Below are 19,998 nucleotides of genomic sequence, written 5' to 3'. Positions count from 1 at the left end.
CCATCCAACTCATTGAAACTCAAGGAGTTTTCCGTTTCGACTGCGCCGGAAGTGGGGCGAATTATAGACAGTTACAAAACTGAGTCAAGGACTAATTGAGCGACTCTATCACTTAATCCAGAAACACCCGTAATACAGCTATATAGAGGGGGCTAACGCCCCCTCTATATAGCTACACAACACCCGACCGCCTTAAAGCCTCCACCGTTGCTGCCTTCAACCCCAGTACCTGCTCCAGCACCTGCCGGGTATGCTCACCCAGCAAAGGAGGAGCATTACGATACTCCACCGGGGTTTTGGACAACCGGATAGGGCTCGCCACTTGGGGTACCAGCCCCGCCAGCGCATGGGGCAACTGCATCGCCAACCCCCTGGCCTGAACCTGAGGATCAGCAAACACCTGCGCCAGATCATTGATGGGCCCACAAGGCACGCCGACAGCCTCCAACTGTGCAACCCACTGAGCGGTGGTTTTAAACACCGTTGCCTGCCTGATAAGCGGTACCAGCTCCGACCGGTTCGCCACACGCAACTTGTTGGTAGCAAAACGTGGATCATCGACCCACTCGGGTCGGCCAGCTACTTCAGCAAACTTGCGGAATTGACTGTCATTTCCCACAGTAAGAATGAAGTCACCATCTGCCGTCGGAAAATCCTGATAAGGCACGATGTTCGGATGGGCATTACCCAGGCGTTGCGGAGCCACACCTGTAGTCAAATAGTTCATCGCCTGATTAGCCAAACAAGCGACCTGCACGTCCAGCAACGCCATATCTATATGCTGCCCGCCACCATCATGCTGACGATGGGCAAGGGCTGCCAGGATCGCAACCGTCGAGTAGAGCCCGGTCAAAATATCTGTCAGCGCAACACCCACCTTCACCGGCCCCGCACCCTCCTCACCCTCAGGCCGCCCGGTCAGGCTCATCAACCCACCCAGCCCCTGAACCATAAAGTCATAGCCGGCCCGCTTGGCATAAGGGCCAGTCTGGCCGAACCCCGTAATCGAGCAGTAGATCAAGTCCGGATTCAATACCTTGAGCGACGCGTAGTCCAAGCCATACGCCTCCAGGCCACCCACCTTGAAGTTCTCGATCAGGATGTCGGATTTGGCTGCCAGCTCGCGAACCAGTTGCTGGCCTTGCGGCTTGGTGAAGTCAATAGTTACCGATTGCTTGTTGCGGTTGGCTGACAAGTAATAGGCAGCCTCCCCCGTACTCTCACCATAAGCATCTTTAAGGAAGGGGGGCCCCCAGGCCCGGGTGTCATCACCATTGCCCGGGCGCTCAACCTTGATTACCTCAGCCCCCAGGTCAGCCAGTATCTGCCCCGCCCACGGCCCCGCCAGCACACGAGACAAATCCAACACCCGCAAATGCGATAAAGCACCCATGAGCCGAGCTCCTGTTAATAGAACGCCTGAAGACCGGTCTGCGCACGCCCAAGGATCAAGGCATGCACATCATGCGTACCTTCATAGGTGTTCACGACTTCCAGGTTGACCAGATGGCGCGCCACGCCGAACTCATCGGAGATTCCGTTGCCACCCAGCATGTCGCGAGCCATGCGTGCGATATCCAGGGATTTGCCACACGAGTTGCGCTTCATGATCGAAGTGATCTCAACCGCCGCGGTACCTTCATCCTTCATCCGCCCCAGACGCAGGCAACCCTGCAGGGCCAGCGTAATCTCGGTCTGCATGTCAGCCAGTTTTTTCTGGATCAGCTGGGTCGCAGCCAAAGGCCGGCCAAACTGATGACGGTCAAGGGTGTACTGGCGCGCGGTGTGCCAGCAGAACTCGGCTGCACCCAGCGCCCCCCAGGAGATGCCGTAACGAGCCGAATTAAGACAAGTAAAAGGACCTTTGAGGCCGCGCACATCCGGAAAGATGTTCTCTTGCGGCACAAATACGTTGTCCATGACGATTTCGCCGGTAATGGACGCACGCAAACCGACCTTGCCGTGAATCGCAGGTGTAGTCAGACCCTTCCAGCCTTTTTCAAGAACAAAGCCACGAATGTCGCCTTCATCGTCCTTCGCCCACACTACAAACACATCGGCGATAGGGCTGTTGGTGATCCACATCTTGCTGCCCGTCAGGCTGTAGCCACCCTCTACCGAACGCGCACGGGTAATCATCGCACCAGGGTCAGAGCCGTGGTTTGGCTCAGTCAGACCGAAGCAGCCAATCCACTCGCCAGATGCCAGCTTGGGCAGGTACTTCTGCTTCTGCGCTTCGGTACCGAACTCATTGATCGGCACCATTACCAGGGAGGACTGCACGCTCATCATTGAACGGTAGCCCGAGTCGACACGCTCCACTTCGCGGGCAATCAGGCCGTAGCTGACGTAGTTAAGGCCACTGCCGCCGTACTGCTCAGGGATCATCGCGCCCAGCAAACCGGTCTCACCCATCTCACGGAAAATTGCAGGGTCGGTCTTCTCATTGCGGAAAGCCTCAAGTACACGCGGCGCCAGTTTGTCCCGAGCAAACTGCTCGGCACTGTCGCGCACCATGCGCTCTTCTTCAGTGAGCTGCTGATCCAGCAACAGTGGATCAATCCAGTTGAAGCTTGCTTTACCCGCCATGAGAGAACCCTCGCGTAATAGATCAAATATCGTGCACTGATCCTAGGCTCCCTCTATATAGAAGGACAAACGAGGATTCGACACGATGCTGTGATAATTTCTCACTCCGTGAACCACATGAAAGCCATTTCTGACTGTATTTAGTGAGGAAGCCGTACATGCGCCGCAAGATCCCCAGCACAACCGCCCTGATCAGCTTCGAAGCGGCTGCGCGCCATGAAAGCTTTACCAAGGCCGCACAAGAGCTTTCCATCACTCAAGGGGCTATTTGCCGACAGATCGCCAGCCTGGAAGAGTTTCTGAGTGTAGAACTGTTCCGACGCTCCAAGCGTGGCGTAAAACTGACAGAAGCCGGCATCTCCTACAGTAGGCGCATTGCAATCCAACTGGATGCTGTAGAACGGGACACGCTGTCCGTCATGGGCCAACAAGGCGCCAACGTGATCGAACTGGCCGTGGTGCCCACCTTCGGCACGCAATGGCTGCTGCCCCGGCTCAAGGACTTCCAGCAACAGCACCCGGATGTCACGGTCAACCTGACCAACCGCACACGCCCTTTTCTGTTCGCAGATACCGACTTCGATGCTGCCATCTACTTCGGTGATGCTGACTGGTCCGGCACTTCGTCCTACCGCCTGATGGGAGAAAACCCGGTACCCGTGTGTAGTCCTAACCTGCTGGGCCCGCATAAGAGCCTCTCCCCGCACACCCTCGCCGAACTCCCCCTACTGCAGCAAACCACCCGCCCCTACGCCTGGCGCCAATGGTTCAACGCCCAGGACATGAATGTGCCACGCGATATGAGCGGCCCACGTTATGAGCTTTTTTCAATGCTGGCTCAGGCCGCCATGCATGAAATGGGGGTCGCCCTGATTCCGCCCTTTTTGATTCAGCGCGAATTGGCCGAAAAACGCCTGGTGATTGCCAATGACAGCAGTCTGCCCAGCACCAGGGCTTACTACCTGATGATCCCCGAACGCAAAATTGAGTCGGCTTCATTGCAGGCCTTTCGAGACTGGCTGATCAAGCAGGCCGAGGGCTACAGCCTGATTTAAAGGATCGCATCGTCCGCACCAACTATGTAGCGCAGCATAAAAAGTCACTACATATATAAGTAAATGTCGCGTTTTGACACTCGGGACTTTGGTCTAACTGGACAAACCTGCAGGCCAGTAACCACGCGGCCTACAGGGTATTTCTCAAAGTTATGCAGCGATAACCAAAAGAAATCTGAAAAAAACTCAAAAAAACGTCAAATCTTCTGTAAGCCACGTATTTAAAGGCATGCAGCCGACCATTGCGACATTCGGTCACTGCATGACTTGTAGTTTGTATCTCGTCATCCTCCATAAGTCCTTGAAGGGCAAAAAAATTGCCAGCAGAATGCCCCGCCCCACCCATACTTTTGGTGGGATCGTGCTGATCGGCCGCCCCAGTCGCACCATCCGTAGTGCGCTGGCTTTCTTATAAAAGATCACGCAGGAGATATGACGTGCACATTGGTGTTCCTCTCGAAACCCATACGGGTGAAACGCGGGTTGCTGCAACCCCGGAAACCATCAAGAAGCTGATCGGCCAAGGCCATAAAGTGACTGTTCAAAGCGGCGCCGGCGTTAATGCCAGCGTTATCGACAGTGCTTATGAAGCCGCCGGCGCAACTATTGGCAACGCTACAGATGCTTTCGGCGCAGAGCTGATTCTCAAGGTTGTCGCCCCCAGCGACAGCGAACTGGCCCTGATCAAAACCGGCACCGTGCTGATTGGCATGCTTAACCCGTTCAGCAATGAAACCATTGCCAAACTGGCCGAGCGCGGGATCACCGCCTTCTCTCTCGAAGCTGCTCCACGAACCTCTCGTGCGCAAAGTCTTGATGTGCTGTCATCCCAAGCCAATATCGCCGGCTATAAAGCCGTCCTGATCGCCGCTCACCACTATCCGCGGTTTATGCCGATGCTGATGACCGCCGCCGGTACCGTCAAAGCCGCTCGCGTGCTTATTTTGGGTGCCGGTGTTGCAGGTTTGCAGGCCATTGCCACCGCCAAGCGCCTGGGTGCCGTAATCGAAGCCAGCGATGTGCGACCTGCGGTTAAAGAGCAGATCGAATCGCTTGGAGCCAAGTTTGTCGACGTGCCTTATGAGACCGACGAAGAACGCGAGTGCGCCGTTGGCGTAGGCGGCTACGCCCGCCCGATGCCTGCCAGCTGGATGCAGCGCCAGGCACTGGCCGTGCATGAGCGCGCCAAGCAGGCTGACATCGTGATCACCACAGCCCTGATCCCGGGCCGTAAAGCCCCGGTGCTGCTAAGCGCAGAAACCGTAGCCCAGATGAAGCCGGGCTCAGTGGTCATCGATCTGGCTGCAGCCCAGGGCGGTAACTGCCCGCTGACCGTCGCCGATCAGGTCGTGGTTGAACACGGCGTAACCATCGTCGGCCACACCAACCTGCCCGCCATGGTTGCTGCGGACGCCTCGGCACTCTACGCCCGCAACCTGCTGGACTTCCTCAAGCTGGTCTTCACCTCCGAAGGGCAGTTCCAGATCAACCTTGAAGACGACATCGTCGCCGCGTGCCTGATGTGCCGCGACGGTCAAGTCGTGCGCAAAAACGGCTGAGGACAATAATAATGGAAGAGCTCATCTCCCCCGGTATCTACAACCTGATCATCTTCGTGCTGGCCATCTATGTGGGCTATCACGTGGTCTGGAACGTTACACCTGCGCTGCACACCCCGCTGATGGCCGTTACCAACGCCATCTCGGCGATCGTGATTGTAGGCGCCATGCTCGCCGCCGCGCTGACCGTTACCCCCCTGGGTAAAACCATGGGCACCCTGGCAGTCGCGCTGGCTGCCGTAAACGTATTCGGTGGATTTTTGGTCACCCGGCGCATGCTGGAAATGTTCAAGAAGAAAGCACCTAAAGCCAAAGAAGAGGTGCGCAAGCCATGAGCATGAACCTGGTTACTGTTCTGTATCTGGTTGCGTCGATCTGCTTCATTCAGGCCCTCAAAGGCCTGTCGCACCCCACCACCTCTCGTCGCGGGAACCTGTTCGGCATGCTCGGCATGGGTCTGGCGATCATTACCACGGTTGGCCTGATCTACAAGCTGGGCGCCGAGATTGCCACCGCTGGTATCGGCTACGTCATTGTTGGCCTGTTGGTCGGCGGTACAGCAGGCTCGATCATGGCCAAGCGGGTCGAGATGACCAAAATGCCTGAGCTGGTTGCCTTCATGCACAGCATGATCGGCCTCGCGGCGGTATTTATTGCCATTGCAGCCGTGGTCGAACCGCAATCGCTGGGCATCGTCAAACACCTGGGCGACGCCATCCCGGCGGGCAACCGTCTGGAGCTGTTCCTGGGCGCGGCCATTGGTGCAATCACCTTCTCCGGTTCGGTGATCGCTTTCGGCAAACTCTCGGGCAAGTACAAGTTCCGCCTGTTCCAGGGTGCACCGGTACAATTCGGCGGCCAGCACAAGCTCAATCTGGTACTGGGCCTGGCCACGCTGGGCCTGGGCATCACGTTTATGCTGAACGGCAACCTCAATGCTTTCGCGCTGATGCTGGCTCTGGCGTTCGTGCTGGGTGTGCTGATCATTATCCCGATTGGCGGCGCCGACATGCCTGTGGTGGTGTCGATGCTTAATAGCTACTCGGGGTGGGCGGCTGCCGGTATCGGTTTCTCGCTGAACAACTCGATGCTGATCATTGCCGGTTCGCTGGTAGGTTCTTCGGGCGCGATCCTGTCGTACATCATGTGCAAGGCGATGAACCGTTCGTTCTTCAACGTGATCCTCGGCGGCTTTGGCGGTGCAACCGACGTCGGTGGCCCGGCCGGTGCGCAAGAGGCCCGCCCGGTGAAATCCGGCTCGGCGGACGACGCCACCTTCCTGTTGACCAACGCCGACACCGTAATCATCGTCCCGGGTTACGGCCTGGCCGTGGCACGGGCACAACACGCACTTAAAGAGCTGACGGAAAAGCTGACTCACCGCGGCGTGACCGTGAAGTACGCGATTCACCCGGTTGCGGGCCGCATGCCTGGCCATATGAACGTACTGCTGGCCGAGGCCGAAGTGCCTTATGACCAGGTGTTCGAGATGGAAGATATCAACTCCGAGTTCGGCCAGGCCGACGTGGTGCTCGTACTGGGCGCCAACGACGTGGTCAACCCGGCGGCCAAGAACGATCCAAAATCGCCGATTGCCGGCATGCCGATCCTCGAAGCCTATAAAGCCAAGACTGTCATCGTGAACAAGCGCTCAATGGCCAGCGGCTATGCCGGCCTGGATAACGAGTTGTTTTACCTGGATAAAACCATGATGGTCTTCGGTGACGCCAAGAAAGTTATTGAAGATATGGTTAAAGCTGTCGAGTAACATCGCGCACCAACGCAACATCGAGAACCCCGGCGCTCTATTGGCCGGGGTTTTTCTTTTTCCAAGGAACCCGACCAAAGGCTCTAAATCGGCCGCTGGCATTCGACCATGGTAGCGGGACGCAAGGCTCTGAAAATGAATAGACTGCGCCTCTTGCTTCCGTTGCCCGAGATAACAATCCATGTACCGTGAACGTATTCGCCTGAACTCCCTGCACGATAAGGTCATGAGCGCCGAAGAAGCCGCCGCCCTTATCCAAGACGGCATGACTGTCGGCATGAGCGGTTTTACCCGTGCCGGCGAAGCCAAAGCCGTCCCCCAGGCCCTGGCCGAGCGGGCCAAGAAGTCGCCGCTGAAAATCACCCTGATGACCGGCGCCAGCCTGGGCAACGACCTCGACAAGCAACTGACGGAAGCCGGCGTATTGGCCCGTCGCATGCCGTTCCAGGTAGACAGCACTCTGCGCAAGGCGATCAACGCCGGTGAAGTGATGTTTATCGACCAGCATTTGTCCGAAACCGTTGAGCAGTTGCGCAACAATCAGCTCAAGCTGCCGGACATTGCAGTTATTGAAGCAGTGGCCATTACCGAACAAGGTCATATTGTTCCGACCACATCCGTGGGCAACTCCGCCAGCTTCGCGATTTTCGCCAAGCAAGTGATCGTCGAGATCAACCTGGCGCATAACCCGAACCTGGAAGGTCTGCACGACATCTATATTCCGACCTACCGTCCGACGCGTACACCGATCCCGCTGGTGAAGGTCGACGATCGTATCGGCAGCACCGCAATCCCGATCCCGGCGGAAAAAATCGTCGCCATCGTGATCACCAACAAGCCGGACTCGCCATCCACCGTGTCCGAGCCGGACAGCGAAACCGACGGTATCGCCTTTCATCTGATCAACTTCCTTAAAGCCGAAGTTGAAGCCGGGCGCATGACCAACAAGCTCGGCCCGCTGCAAGCCGGTATCGGCAACATCGCCAACGCGGTGATGTGCGGCCTGATCGACTCGCCGTTCGAAGACCTGACCATGTACTCCGAAGTACTGCAGGATTCGACCTTCGACCTGATCGACGCGGGCAAGATGAGCTTCGCTTCGGGCAGCTCCATCACCCTGTCGGAGCGTCGCAACTCGGACGTATTTGGCAATCTGGAGCGCTACAAGGACAAATTGGTCCTGCGCCCGCAGGAGATTTCCAACCACCCTGAAGTGGTTCGTCGCCTGGGTATCATCGGCATCAACACCGCCCTGGAGTTCGACATCTACGGCAACGTCAACTCCACTCACGTGTGCGGCACGCGGATGATGAACGGCATTGGCGGTTCGGGTGACTTTGCCCGCAACGCGCACCTGGCGATCTTCGTGACCAAATCCATTGCCAAGGCGGGTGCGATCTCCAGCGTGGTGCCAATGGTCAGCCACGTTGACCACACCGAACATGACGTCGACATCCTGGTTACCGAACAGGGTCTGGCCGACCTGCGTGGCCTGGCCCCGCGTGAGCGCGCACGGGTCATTATCGACAACTGTGTGCACCCGGACTTCCGTGAAGCTCTCAATGACTACTTCGCCAAGGCCTGTGCGATTGGCGGCCACACCCCGCACATCCTGCGCGAAGCCCTGAGCTGGCATATCAACCTGGAAGAAACCGGGAAAATGCTGCCGTAACCCGCGAGCTAGACAGCCGCTGACGTAAATACTGTTACGTCAGCGGCTTTTTTATGCCTTATATTTCAAAAACTGTACTGCTGTACTGGTCATTTCCCACCCGTAACACTCACTTTGACTCACCTTCGGGCCAATTTCGCACCACTTAGGTGCGGACAGGTACAGTTGAGTCTATTTGTGCCCGTACAGCGTGCATAAACAGTTAACTGGCCCATCGCAATACAGCCGAACTGTATCTAGAGACCCTGGACAAAGAGGAGGATCATTGGCATCAGTTAAACCACTAGCCAATGCCGCCACAAGCGGAAGGATGTCACCATGGAACGTACACTCAGTTCCGAACTGTTCAGCGAAAGCAGCACTGTAAACTCCCAGGCTTCCATGCCTTTGCGCGTACTTGCCAACCTGATGTTGTGGCAGCGCCGCATCTCCAGCCGCCATCAACTGGCTCGCCTGGACTCGCGTCTTCTGGCTGATGCCGGGATTAGCGAAGCACAGCGTTACGAAGAGCTGAGCAAGCCGTTCTGGCGCTGATTAGCGCTCGCTGGCCCTGACCACCGGTCCACCGCCAGCAACCTGAATTGAAAAAACAAAGCCCGTCGCGGATTACCGCTGACGGGTTTTGTCGTTTTAGGGCCGAGTTTTGCCCACTTGCAAAGTGACAAGTACAGTTTTAAATTAATTGAAATACCACAGGTACAGTTTGCCTGATACCTGATTCAGAGCACCCTGATACGCGCTTCGGACAAAACAACCTTTGCCTGAAGCAACCCTGAGCCTACTATTCGGCCCATAACCGTCTATTTTCATTAGTTCATGTTCAGGAGTATTACCATGCCCACTCTTCGCCTACTTAGTGCCGCAGTTCTGCTGGCTGTTGCTGCAAGCGCCAACGCCACGAGCTTCATCGCCACCACCGATGGCATCGTGGGTACGCTCAAAGCCACCACCGACCTGACATCGGATGCTACCGGCTCGTTTCGTGACAACAAGATCGTGCGCGCAGCCCGTGACGACGCTGCCAGCTTTGTGGCCAGCGAAGGCGCCATCCGTGGCGTGAAACTGGAAAGCGCCTTCGATGCCATCCGCCAGCAAGCACCACAGCTGCAGGCCACCGATGCACAGCTGGCCCAGGCGATCCTGACGATCTGATCGGGGTCAGCACTCTGTGAGAGCGGGCTTGCTCGCGATTCAGGCGCCCTGATTTCTCAGGTAAACCGCGCCGATACAATCGCGAGCAAGCCCGCTCCCACATATACCGTGCAGGCATGAAAAAAATTTCAACAACGCCCCCACGCTGGCCCTGCCCCGGCCATTACGCTAGCCTTGGCGCTCATTCAAACAGCCTCGAGACCCATGCGTTTTTCCTTATTAGCTCTGCTTGCACTCTGCTGGACTCAATCAGCCAACGCCTTCGACCTGACCACGCAAAATGTGGTGCTCAGTGGTTATGTCACCAGTAAAGTGACGTCCGCGCCTTTTGATCACAAACTGATACGTGCCGCCCAGGATGATGCCGCCGTCTTTATTGCCAGTGATGGCCAGACGCGAGGCGCACAGCTGGAGTCTGCCCTGCGTTATCTGCGCCAGAACCAGCCAAAATTGAGTGCCAGCGACCTTGAACTGGCACAGACAATTCTCGTCCAATAAATACCCGCTTTTTCTGGAGAAAATTCATGCGTAGCCCTTTGATTGTCGCCACTCTTGGCCTTTTGCTGCTTGCCGATGTGGCACAGGCACAGACCGTGGTGCAGACCAGTAACATCATCGTGCGTGCTTTTGGCCGCACCATCGATTTTACGTCCGATACAACTACCTCCATCCGTGACTCTAAAGTAGTGCGCGAAGCCCACGACGACGCCGCCACTTTCGTTGCCAGCCAAGGCGATATTCGCGGCGTACAACTGGAAGCGGCCTTCAGCACCTTGCGCGACCGCGTGCCTGAAGCCCGTAACGCCAGCGATCAAGACCTCGCCGAAGCCATACTCGCACTGTGAGGCCGTTAACGCGCTGGTTCGCCGCCTGTGGCCTGCTGCTGATTGCCAGCAGCGCCCAGGCCGCGCTGCATCTGCAACTCAAGACCGAGGGCCTGAGCCCGGCCGAGCAACAGGCCAGCCAAGCCCTGCTTGATGAAGCCATGCAGAGACTGCCACCGCGTTTTATCGAACAACTGGACCGGCAAGTCCTGGTGGGGTGGACCGATGACATGCCCGCCAACGCTTACGGCCAGGCTTCGCTGACCTCCGAGCTGGACCTTAATCGCAAGCTGCTGGCCGGGCTGACCGATGGTTCCGCTGCCCGCCTGCAGACCAACCGCCCCCACGGCACTGTGCGCCGGGAGATGCTCGCTACCGTCTTGCACGAGCTGACACACCTATATGACCGTGCCCGTCTCTGGCCCGCGGACGAGCGCACGCTGATACGCCGCTGCACCCGCCAAAACAGCAACACGGGGCTGATTGGCCTGCCCGACCAATGCCGCGGGCAAGCCGGACGCCGCTTCACCCTCAGCGATGACCCGCGTCTGCTTGATCTGGCCGGCTGGCAGCAATACGTGGGGCGCCGGGGCGAGCGCGAGCAAGACAATCATCAGGTGGTGCGCAGCCCGGACCTGTACGAAGTCAGCAGCCCCAAGGAATTTGTCGCAGTCAACATGGAGTATTTCCTCCTCGACCCGGCTTACGCCTGCCGCCGCCCGGCACTGTATCGCTACTACCAGCAGCATTTCGGCTGGGCGCCTGCCGCCAGAGACGAATGCCCGAAGGGTTTTGCCTTCCTCAATGCCGGCAACGATTTCGCCAAACAGCCACTGGGTACCGTCGATCCCGAGCGGGTCTACGCCGTCGACTACCTGCTGGCTGAGGCCAATCAGGAATGGGCCAGCCGCTGGGGCCATAGCATGTTGCGCCTGGTGATCTGTGCCCCGGGCCGCCCACGCGGGCCGGACTGCCGACTCGACCTGCAAGAACACTTGGTGTTGTCCTACCGGGCATTCGTCAATGACGTACAGCTCTCAAGCTGGGACGGCCTGACAGGCGCTTACCCATCGCGCCTTTTCGTATTGCCGCTGGTCCAGGTAATTGACGAATACACTAAAACCGAACTGCGCAGCCTGGCTTCCGTGCCGCTCAAACTGAGCCGCCCTGAAATCGAAGAAGTGGTTGAACACGCCGCCGAGATGCACTGGAGCTATGACGGCGACTACTACTTCATCTCCAATAACTGTGCGGTTGAAACCCTCAAACTGCTGCGCAGCGGCAGCGACAATGCCCGGCTCAAAGGCCTGGACAGCATTGTGCCCAATGGTTTGCTCGAAGTGCTCAAGGCTCGCGGTCTGGCCGATACCAGCGTGCTGGAGGATCCCAAAGAGGCGTTGCGCCTGGGTTATCGCTTTGACTCCTACCGTGATCGCTACCAGGCGATGTTTGATGTTCTCAAAACCCGCTTGCCGATCAAGCAAACCACAGTCGAAGACTGGCTGGCCCTTGATGCAGCAGAACGCCGCCCATGGCTTGAGCAAGCCGATCTGCGCGCCAGTGCGGCATTGTTGCTGCTGGAACAAGCCAGCTTTCGTCGGCAACTGCTGTTGGCACAGGATGAGGTCAAGCAAAAGTACCTGGGCGCACGCCAGCTCAAGGATGGCGGTATGGACAAAGCCAACAAGACCCTGCAGGAAATTCTTGCCAGCAGCGGTTTTCTCAGTCGCCCGGCAGAGTTGCTCGGCAGCGACGGCTACGGCTTGCCGCAAACCAGGGAGTGGGAAAAGCTCGAATCAGAAAGCAGCCAGCGCCAGCAGCAGCTACTGCGTCTGACCACTGATCTGGACAAGGAGGTGCGCAGCCTGCTGGAGCCTGCCCGTGCAGCCGAAATTGCAGCCACCGAAGCCAACGTCAAACTGATCGGCGAACATCTACGGACAATCCACAAGGCATCCGGCGGTTTGCAGCTGCCCTGACCGAACTAAAGTTCGGTTGACAAGCCCTATCATTCTGCCACTATTCCGCGATGGAAAGTGGCACCGCGCCATTATTCGGCACTGATCAATGCCGTTGGCCACACCATCGTTTGAGTCATACCCTCTCATTTGTGAAGTGCTTGCCATAACCCCGGCAGGGACTGGCATGCACCGTTTACAGGTATCGGCAGGATTATATGGAGATAGCCAGAAACGACCGCACCTCTGTCTGGACGCTAGGCGACCAGGAGTGGCTGCAAGCAGATGACGGTACATTCTCTCTGCACCAGGTCGCTGGTACCAAGCTCCCGGCCGAGCTGGTTGATCTGGATTATCTGGTCGGGGCAACACCCGCGCCTGATACCTCTCCCGGCAACTACCTGCCTGCTACATTCGCGTTTTGCCCCAGCACAGGCAAAGAACTGCCGAAGGTCGCCTACCAGACAACTACCCGCTGGCTACCGCCTTATGGCGATGGCAGTGGCTCTCGCGTGATCAATGAGCGCTGCAAACTGTCCTCGGCCGAGGAGATCAGCTCGCGCTTGTACAGCCAGTTGCTCGATACCCGCCAGGGTGACCTGAACAGTCGCAAGCTGATTATTGAGTTGCCTCGCAAGAACGGCCTCAACTTCCTCGCCGCCAACCTCGGCGGGCATCGCGAAGCCCTGTACGCACTAAGCCGCGAAGGCAGCTTGTTCCTGTGGCAAAGAGGCTCGGGCAAGTGGCTTGAGTTACTGCCAAAGAGCGAACCCATCGGTCGCTCTCGCCTGGAAAGCTGGGCCTGGTCAGTCGCCCTTCACGTGGACGAAAACCAGCAGCACCTGTTGCTCTCCAGCGATAGCGGAGCGACGTTAGTCAGTGTCGACCCACTCACACTGCGTTACCAAACCTTGCGCGACGACGGCAGCCCGCTGGCCGGCCCTGGCACGCTGGAAGGCCAGTCTTATTTGCCTCAGCTCAAGAGCGGCCACGTTTGCATCGTCAACCCTGCCAGCCTCTACGGGTGGGACCGTTGCCTGGTTGAAGGCGCTGACCATGAGCGCATGACCCGGCTCTCGGCGCCGATTCTCGACGCAGCCTCCCGTCGCCTGTTGTGGATCGGTGAACACGGCTACCTCAGCCTGACCCAAGGCAGCGAACTCAAGGCCCAATGGCATCCGTGGCCCAACAACGCCACCGCCCATCCCGAGCAAGGGCCACCGTTTCTGGACGGCAGGGGCCTGTGGCAGCTGATCTTCGATGCCGACGGTCAGCATTACCTGCAACTGGATCCGGGTGCTACCGACCTGCCGATGCCCATCAAGGGGTATCGCCTGAGCACCGGTCATTTGAGCTTTAAATACAACATCCGGCTTGAGTTGCCCTGGGGCGAACACGACGAAAACATCGAGCCCACCACCCGTGAAGTGGTGCAGCCCTTCATCGAATTCGCCACGCAAAAGCGACTTCTCTCAATGCGGGCCCAGCAGTCCAGTACGCTGGAAACCTTTTTCGACAGCCGCCAGCCAATGGACGTTGATTATTGCTTCGAGCAGATTGGTGATCAGCGCTTTTCGATCAGTGCCCGCGCCAGCGAACCCTGGAATGCCCAGTGGTTCTTTTTTGATAACGCAATGTGGCTGTATATCGACTCATGCGGAGCGCTTTACCGATGGAATGCTTGACCTTCTGGCTGCGCCGCTGCCTGTTGCTCTCCCTCGTACTTGCCAGCAGCGTGGCCAGCGCAGAGCCTCTGCGCCAGGTATTCCTGGTACAAAATTCAGGCTGGATGGAGCCGTTCTACAGCGATCCGTCATCGCCGTTCAAGTCGATGGTCACCAAACTGGTGGGCACTGCTGCCGGCAGCGCAGAAGTCGTCATTGGCGGGTTCAACCAGGCTGACAGTCAGCACCCTTCGCCCGAGTGGATCTATCGCGGCCCGGCCAACCACGCTGCACTGCCCAACTACGTCAATGGCTTGAAGCTGGAGCGCAAAGCCAGCGGTGCCTATGCCGACACGGACTTCAAAGAGGCTTTGCTGGCCTCAATCACTACCGGGCTGGAAGGTCGCGAGGGTATTGTCTGGATCATCACCAACAATAAAAACAGCCCGAACAACAGCAGCGAAACCCAGGCCAAAAACCGCGAATTCTACGACCTGTTGCATAGCGAAGCAGCTATCACCCGGATTGCCGCCTTCCCGCAGAAAATGCCGGTCAAAGGCCCCAACTACGAAGCCAACGGGTTGATGATCTACGCTCTGGCCTATGGTCAAAAAGCCGGCGTGGCACTGGAGCAGGTGCTCAATCAGCCTGCCCTCGCCAGCTTGCTTAAAGATGACCGGGTACGGTTAAAGCCGTTGACCCAGGCTGCCGTGCGCTTTATTCCTACCGGTGTTGAAGACACTCAGGACGTGAGTGCCGAACTGGCCCCCGACCAGCAAACGGTCATCCTCAATATCAACGTCGACAGCTCGCCGAAAACGGCAGTGCTGCTGGGCAAATTCGAAAACCAGTTCAATCCTTACCAGATTCATGACGCGAAAATAGGCATGACCCTGGACATGCCGGGCGAAGCCCTGAACTCGAATATATCGCTGGACCGCCTGACAGACCTCGAGCCCGGCGCCCGCTCCGACGAGCTGAAGATCAGCCTGCAACTGCCACCCCTGCCATCGCAATGGTCCAGCGATGTGATCTTTTCCAGCGGTTACCAACGCGCCGGCAGCATCAGCATCAACCTCAGCGAGCAACAACTGCGTATCTCCCAGGGGTTCATTGCGCGCATGAATGAACTGTTCCCCGGTGACGCCCTGCCTGACGTATTTATCCCCTCCGGTGAAGCCACTACTTCCGAGACCCGTCTGCCGGTTGTGCTGAAAATCAGCTACCCGCTCGGTCCGGTACTCATGCTGCTGGGGCTGTTTGTTCTGCTCTTGATTGGCGCCCTGCTGGCTGCCTTGCTGATTGCAGGCAAAAAGACCCTGACCGTGATCGTCGAAGGTGTGCCCCAGTCTTATCCGCTCAAGCCCTTCAGCAGTGCCGGCGTATACGATTCAAACCAGAACAGGGTCGCGACCCTCAAGCGCGGCCTGTTTGGTGCCCGCCTGGAAAATATCCAGCCCGATACCGCCGTACGACTCAAGTAACCCCACACGCATAGCAAGGAAGTTTTATACATGGCACAGACCAGCACATTGCCAGCACCTATCGAAAGCGAAAGCCCTGCACCTGCGCCGTCGCCCACGACCACCACTCTTGCCGCGCCGCAACCGCTGGGCCTTGACCTCGGGGCGAAGAAAGTCGACAGCCGCGATGCCCTGATTGGCGTCGCCGTGCTGGTGGTACTGGCCATCCTGTTTTTCGTGATCAAAAACGCCTATGCCAACTGGCGCGTGCGTGAGCGTGTCGCACCGAGCCGGGCAAACGCCTCGGGCTGGTTCCTGTTTCTGGGCCTGTTGATGATCGCCATCATGGCCGTGCTCGCCGTACTCAACTCGGGGCAGTTCCTTGCGCCGCTCTACATCGCACCGTTGGGTGGCGTAGCTGCCATCTCGCTGGTGGCATGGCTGATGACGTTTTCGGCCAAACGCTAAACCCTAACGCCGGGGGGAACCACCCGCCCCTGGCCCGCTTTACCTGATTTGTGGATCAACACGCCGAGATCATCGGTTAGCCCCAAGGGCTCATGGAGTTTTAGATGGACAAGAGTGCACAACCTTCCGGCCCGGCAACCCCTCCGGTCAGTGAAAAGATTCACCCCACCTTGTTTATCGCCCTGGGCGGCACCGGCATGAAGGTCAACATCCGCCTGCGCCGGCGCATCCTCAATGCCATTTGGGGAGGAAACAATCAGGTACAGCACATTTCGGATTTTCCGCTGGTGCAGTTCATCAACTTCGACCTCGACTCCGGCGAAGTGACCCAGGATGGAAAGTCGGTCAAAACTGACGTACTTGCCGAGCAGGTGGCCTTCACCTCCGAAGAAAAAGTCATTGAACCTCTGCACCTGAGCAAGTACACCCACTCCATTGATGAGCTCAATCGTCACCGTGAGGTGGCCGAGTGGTTCCCGTTGACACCGGACAAGATCAAATCCCTGGGGATTGACCCTTCCAAAGGGGCCGGACAGATTCGCGCGTTGTCCCGCCTGTATTTTTTCGACAAATACCCCACCATTCGCGACAAATTGCGCGACAAGGTCGGGCGCTTGCTCAACAACATCGGCACTCAGGCTGACAAGCTGAAAAAACTCGGCCTGGAAATTGACCCCGGCAAAATCCGCATCGTCATCACCGGGTCTGCAGCGGGCGGCACAGGTTCAGGGTCATTTCTGGACATGGGCTACCTGGCCAAGGCAATCCTTAAAGAAAACAATATCTCCGGCAAGGTCGACCTGTTTTTTGTTTTGCCAGGCGGCTTCAATGCCTTCAATACCGAGCGGGTACAGGCAAACGGCTACGCCGCCTTGATGGAACTGGAAACCTGCATGCGCGGCAACCCGTTGCTCAAGCACTGGGACGCCACCGACAACCTGTTTATCGAATCACGTCCCTACGATGATGTGTTCATCCTCGACAACGGCAATGTCGCGCAAGCCAGAACCGAAAACCAGGAAGACATCTACGAGATGGTCTCCGATGTGTTGTTCACCGACTTCACCTCGCAAGACTTCGCGAACAAAAAGCGCTCGGTGGCCGTCAACCAGAACCAGTTCAAGATCCGTAGCTTTGACGTCAGCCTGCCGCAAGATTACGGCAGCGACACCAAGCTGCGCTTCCCGCGCGCTTACTCCTCCGTAGGGCAGGCGGTGCTCGACACCCAGATCGATGCCCGCCAGAACGTACGCCTTAACCAGCAAGTGCAACACATGCTCAAGGCATTCTTTGGTGTGGCCAACGCGGAAGTCACGGGCAATCGCCCGACCGATAAAGAGCGCGACGAGTTCCTCAAGGAACAGCTGACAATCACTGCGCGCACGTTCACAGATCTACCCGAGTTTCTGTCTCGCGTAGAGCTGACCCAGGCTACGGGTGAGTTCACTCACTACCAGATTGCCGATGACCTGCTCCAGGTCGAGGGTGACAACAGCGTCATTGCCCAGATCGAACAAAAGGTCGAGGTCTTGTTCGAGCGCCTGCAGAACGGCGGCGCCGATAAGGATCAATGGCTGACACTGGTACGCGAAATTCAGCAGCAACTGGAACGTGATACCAAAGGCAGTTCCATCGACAGCGCCGAGCGCAACCATGAAGTGCGCATCAAGGAAAACCGGCTCAAGCGTTTCGCTCAATGGACACGTGAAGACAGCTTGCCCGAGCAGCTGTTCCGTCGTCTCGACGACGACGAGCGCGGTGGGCTGGATTACACCCTGGCGCTGGTCGAAATGATCAAGGACCGTCTTGAAAACGATAACGGCATCATTCCCGCACTGGAAAAAAACGCCGGGCGTTTCAAGGAACTGTCTGAAAAGCTCGAGTCGTCAGAGCTTGCCCGGGAATTCGAGCGTCTGAAAGAAACCACGGGCAAAGGCCTGCTGGCCCGCCTGAGCGGTAAAGAAAAACAAGCCGACACCGTGATCAGCCAAGTCAAAGACACACTGCGCGACAGCCTGCTGTTCTATGTGCGCTCGGTCGCTGCCCGCGAGGCTGCACAATTGCTGCGCGACATTTCCGAATGGTTGGGGCGCAAGGAATCGGTCGACAACAACGGCCGCCCACTCTGGAGTGGCTTTGTCGGCCGCCTGCAGGATGGCCGCAACGCAGTCGATAACTTGCTCAAAGGTATCGATGCCAATATCGCCAAAATCAAGGCGAGCATCCACACCCAACACGCCACGCTGATCCCGCTGCAACTGGTGAAAAACGACGACGAACAACCCGTCGACAGCCAGCAAGTACGTGAGTGGGCCAAGGATGCATTCAAGGACTTCGGCGGCTCGAAAACCTTGTTTGGCAAACTGCAGACTCAAGAAGGCCAGGAAGAGTTGCTGCTCAAGCTACGCAACAAGGCCGTACAGCAGTTGCCGAAGAATCTGCCGGGCGTCGACCCGCTGATGACGGCCCTGGCTGCGCTGACCCCGGATGAACAGCGCGAGAAATTCCGCCTGCTGCTGCAGCGGGCCATGCCCTGGGTGCCACTGAACCTCAATGGCGACTTTGATATTCACAAAGACCTTTACACCTGTCTGATTGGCGTACAAAACGCCAGTGAGTTCAGCCGCACTTATGGCGCCCAACTGGCCCAGTGTCTGCCGCAAGGCACGGGGATGACCGCCGGGCAAATTCAGTTTGTGGAGTCCGGTATGCCCGGCAAACTGATTTGCTACACCGAATTAAGCGGTTTCCCGATCCCGGCGTTGACCCAGCTGTCGACTTACCTGGCCAGCTATCGCAAAGAAAGTGCAATCATCCCGTTGCATGTGCACAAACGCATCAGCCAGTTCGTGCAGCCCATCCAGTTCAACCAGGAGCAATACCGCCAGTTTGCCGAAGACTTCAAACTCTTTCTGCACGCTATTGCACTGGGCATCCTGGAGCGTCTGAACAATGGCTTGTACGAGTTCCTCATCGCCAAGGACAACTTCACCATTGGTGATGAGTTCTCCATTCGTCAAAGCGGCTTCCACAGTATTCATCGCACCGACATTACTGCGCAGGTCAAGGAGAAGTCCTTGCGCCTGGATAACGCTCAAGTGGCGGCGCTGGTAGAAGTGTTCGAAGATTTAAGTACCAGCGCCTACAAAGCGCAGAAACGCACGAACGAGAAAGGTGTATCCAGCAATTTTGAAGCATTTCCGTTCAAGATCGCCGAGTTGTTGAAGAACGAATATCTGGCTCGACTGAACCGTCAGGCTCCAGCTGACGCGAAAAAGCTGCGTACGCTTGCCGAGCAATACAAAGGGCAATGGGGCCGTCATATCGAAGGCTCCCTGGCTGATGTGTACAAAGAAGAAGTGGATGCCCTCCACAGCGAAAAACTCACCGTGGTTAAAGAGTTCTTTAACGAAGGCTGGCTGGAAAATCTGTTCAACCAGGCCAGTGCAGCCCCGCCAGCAGGTATGGCTCCACCACCGCCAGCAGCAGGTAACGGCGCACCACCACCGTTCGCCGCACCACAGCACAGCTACCACCTGAGTGTCAGCGGGACCAATTACGGCCCTTACAACACCCAGCAATTGCAGCAATATGTGCAGTCCGGGCAAATCACCCGCGACAGCCTGCTGTGGCGTGAAGGCATGCCTGCCTGGCAGACGGCCGGGCAAATCATGGAGCTTGCGCACCTGTTTGCGCCAGCCGTGGGCGGCCCTCCTCTGACAGCCCCGGCTCCACCGCCAGCACCTTGAGCGCACACGAGAAGACCATGTCCGCATCGTCAGCCAAAGCCTCTGCATTCCCGACCTCATGCGCCAACAGCGCCTGC

Annotated in this window: 16 protein-coding genes; 14 read left to right on the top strand and 2 right to left on the bottom strand. The window is 57.5% G+C overall.

The genetic code is table 11. The features are described 5' to 3' along the window. Nucleotides 1-172: 172 nt before the first annotated feature. Together GHN92_RS18885 and GHN92_RS18880 are read right to left on the bottom strand one after the other, a co-directional pair. Nucleotides 173-1,393 (bottom strand): CaiB/BaiF CoA-transferase family protein, encoded by a 1,221-nt coding sequence (locus GHN92_RS18885; protein WP_094999505.1) that lies wholly within the window; start codon nt 1,391-1,393, stop codon nt 173-175. A gap of 14 nt (nt 1,394-1,407) precedes the next feature. Then, nucleotides 1,408-2,589, bottom strand: coding sequence for an acyl-CoA dehydrogenase (locus GHN92_RS18880; RefSeq protein WP_094999506.1), 1,182 nt, complete (start codon nt 2,587-2,589; stop codon nt 1,408-1,410). A gap of 158 nt (nt 2,590-2,747) precedes the next feature. On the opposite strand from GHN92_RS18880, the gene GHN92_RS18875 reads away from it, so the two are divergent. From GHN92_RS18875 to GHN92_RS18810, 14 genes are all read left to right on the top strand, one after another. Next, on the top strand, nt 2,748-3,644 hold the full coding sequence (locus GHN92_RS18875; RefSeq protein ID WP_094999507.1) for a LysR family transcriptional regulator: 897 nt from the start codon (nt 2,748-2,750) through the stop codon (nt 3,642-3,644). A gap of 437 nt (nt 3,645-4,081) precedes the next feature. Beyond that, nucleotides 4,082-5,203, top strand: a complete 1,122-nt coding sequence (locus GHN92_RS18870) for a Re/Si-specific NAD(P)(+) transhydrogenase subunit alpha (protein WP_094999508.1) — start codon at nt 4,082-4,084, stop codon at nt 5,201-5,203. 11 nt (nt 5,204-5,214) lie between these two features. Further along, nucleotides 5,215-5,538 carry an NAD(P) transhydrogenase subunit alpha gene (locus GHN92_RS18865; protein WP_003438157.1) on the top strand — a complete coding sequence of 108 codons (324 nt, stop codon included), beginning with the start codon at nt 5,215-5,217 and terminating at the stop codon, nt 5,536-5,538. Continuing rightward, a complete protein-coding gene (locus GHN92_RS18860) occupies nt 5,535-6,971 on the top strand; it encodes an NAD(P)(+) transhydrogenase (Re/Si-specific) subunit beta (protein WP_153380795.1) in 1,437 nt (478 codons plus the stop codon). Before GHN92_RS18865 ends, GHN92_RS18860 begins: the two co-directional genes overlap by 4 nt. A gap of 181 nt (nt 6,972-7,152) precedes the next feature. Beyond that, nucleotides 7,153-8,643 (top strand): acetyl-CoA hydrolase/transferase family protein, encoded by a 1,491-nt coding sequence (locus tag GHN92_RS18855; RefSeq protein WP_094999510.1) that lies wholly within the window; start codon nt 7,153-7,155, stop codon nt 8,641-8,643. A gap of 318 nt (nt 8,644-8,961) precedes the next feature. Beyond that, nucleotides 8,962-9,177, top strand: a complete 216-nt coding sequence (locus tag GHN92_RS18850; RefSeq protein ID WP_094999511.1) for a DUF1127 domain-containing protein — start codon at nt 8,962-8,964, stop codon at nt 9,175-9,177. A 300-nt stretch (nt 9,178-9,477) separates the two neighbouring features. Continuing rightward, nucleotides 9,478-9,795 (top strand): DUF2388 domain-containing protein, encoded by a 318-nt coding sequence (locus GHN92_RS18845; protein WP_094999512.1) that lies wholly within the window; start codon nt 9,478-9,480, stop codon nt 9,793-9,795. A gap of 204 nt (nt 9,796-9,999) precedes the next feature. Then, nucleotides 10,000-10,293, top strand: coding sequence for a DUF2388 domain-containing protein (locus GHN92_RS18840; protein ID WP_094999513.1), 294 nt, complete (start codon nt 10,000-10,002; stop codon nt 10,291-10,293). Nucleotides 10,294-10,319: 26 nt separating this feature from the next. Next, a complete protein-coding gene (locus GHN92_RS18835) occupies nt 10,320-10,640 on the top strand; it encodes a DUF2388 domain-containing protein (protein ID WP_019826982.1) in 321 nt (106 codons plus the stop codon). Continuing rightward, nucleotides 10,637-12,598, top strand: coding sequence for a DUF4105 domain-containing protein (locus GHN92_RS18830; RefSeq protein ID WP_178102645.1), 1,962 nt, complete (start codon nt 10,637-10,639; stop codon nt 12,596-12,598). The genes GHN92_RS18835 and GHN92_RS18830 overlap by 4 nt, the downstream gene beginning before the upstream one ends. A 197-nt stretch (nt 12,599-12,795) precedes the next feature. After that, on the top strand, nt 12,796-14,262 hold the full coding sequence (locus tag GHN92_RS18825) for a hypothetical protein (RefSeq protein WP_153380793.1): 1,467 nt from the start codon (nt 12,796-12,798) through the stop codon (nt 14,260-14,262). Then, nucleotides 14,250-15,725, top strand: a complete 1,476-nt coding sequence (locus GHN92_RS18820) for a hypothetical protein (protein WP_153380791.1) — start codon at nt 14,250-14,252, stop codon at nt 15,723-15,725. The genes GHN92_RS18825 and GHN92_RS18820 overlap by 13 nt, the downstream gene beginning before the upstream one ends. 30 nt (nt 15,726-15,755) lie before the next feature. Then, the gene (locus tag GHN92_RS18815; protein WP_094999517.1) at nt 15,756-16,172 is read left to right on the top strand and encodes a hypothetical protein; all 417 of its coding nucleotides are present in this window, start codon (nt 15,756-15,758) and stop codon (nt 16,170-16,172) included. Between the two features lie 104 nt (nt 16,173-16,276). Continuing rightward, nucleotides 16,277-19,921 carry a tubulin-like doman-containing protein gene (locus tag GHN92_RS18810; protein WP_153380789.1) on the top strand — a complete coding sequence of 1,215 codons (3,645 nt, stop codon included), beginning with the start codon at nt 16,277-16,279 and terminating at the stop codon, nt 19,919-19,921. Nucleotides 19,922-19,998 lie beyond the last annotated feature (77 nt).

It is taken from the genome of Pseudomonas sp. FSL R10-2964 (genome assembly GCF_009600035.1).
GTDB lineage: Bacteria > Pseudomonadota > Gammaproteobacteria > Pseudomonadales > Pseudomonadaceae > Aquipseudomonas > Aquipseudomonas bubulae.
The sequence above is the reverse complement of the archived record's forward strand: the minus strand, read 5'-3'. Positions and strand labels throughout refer to the sequence as shown.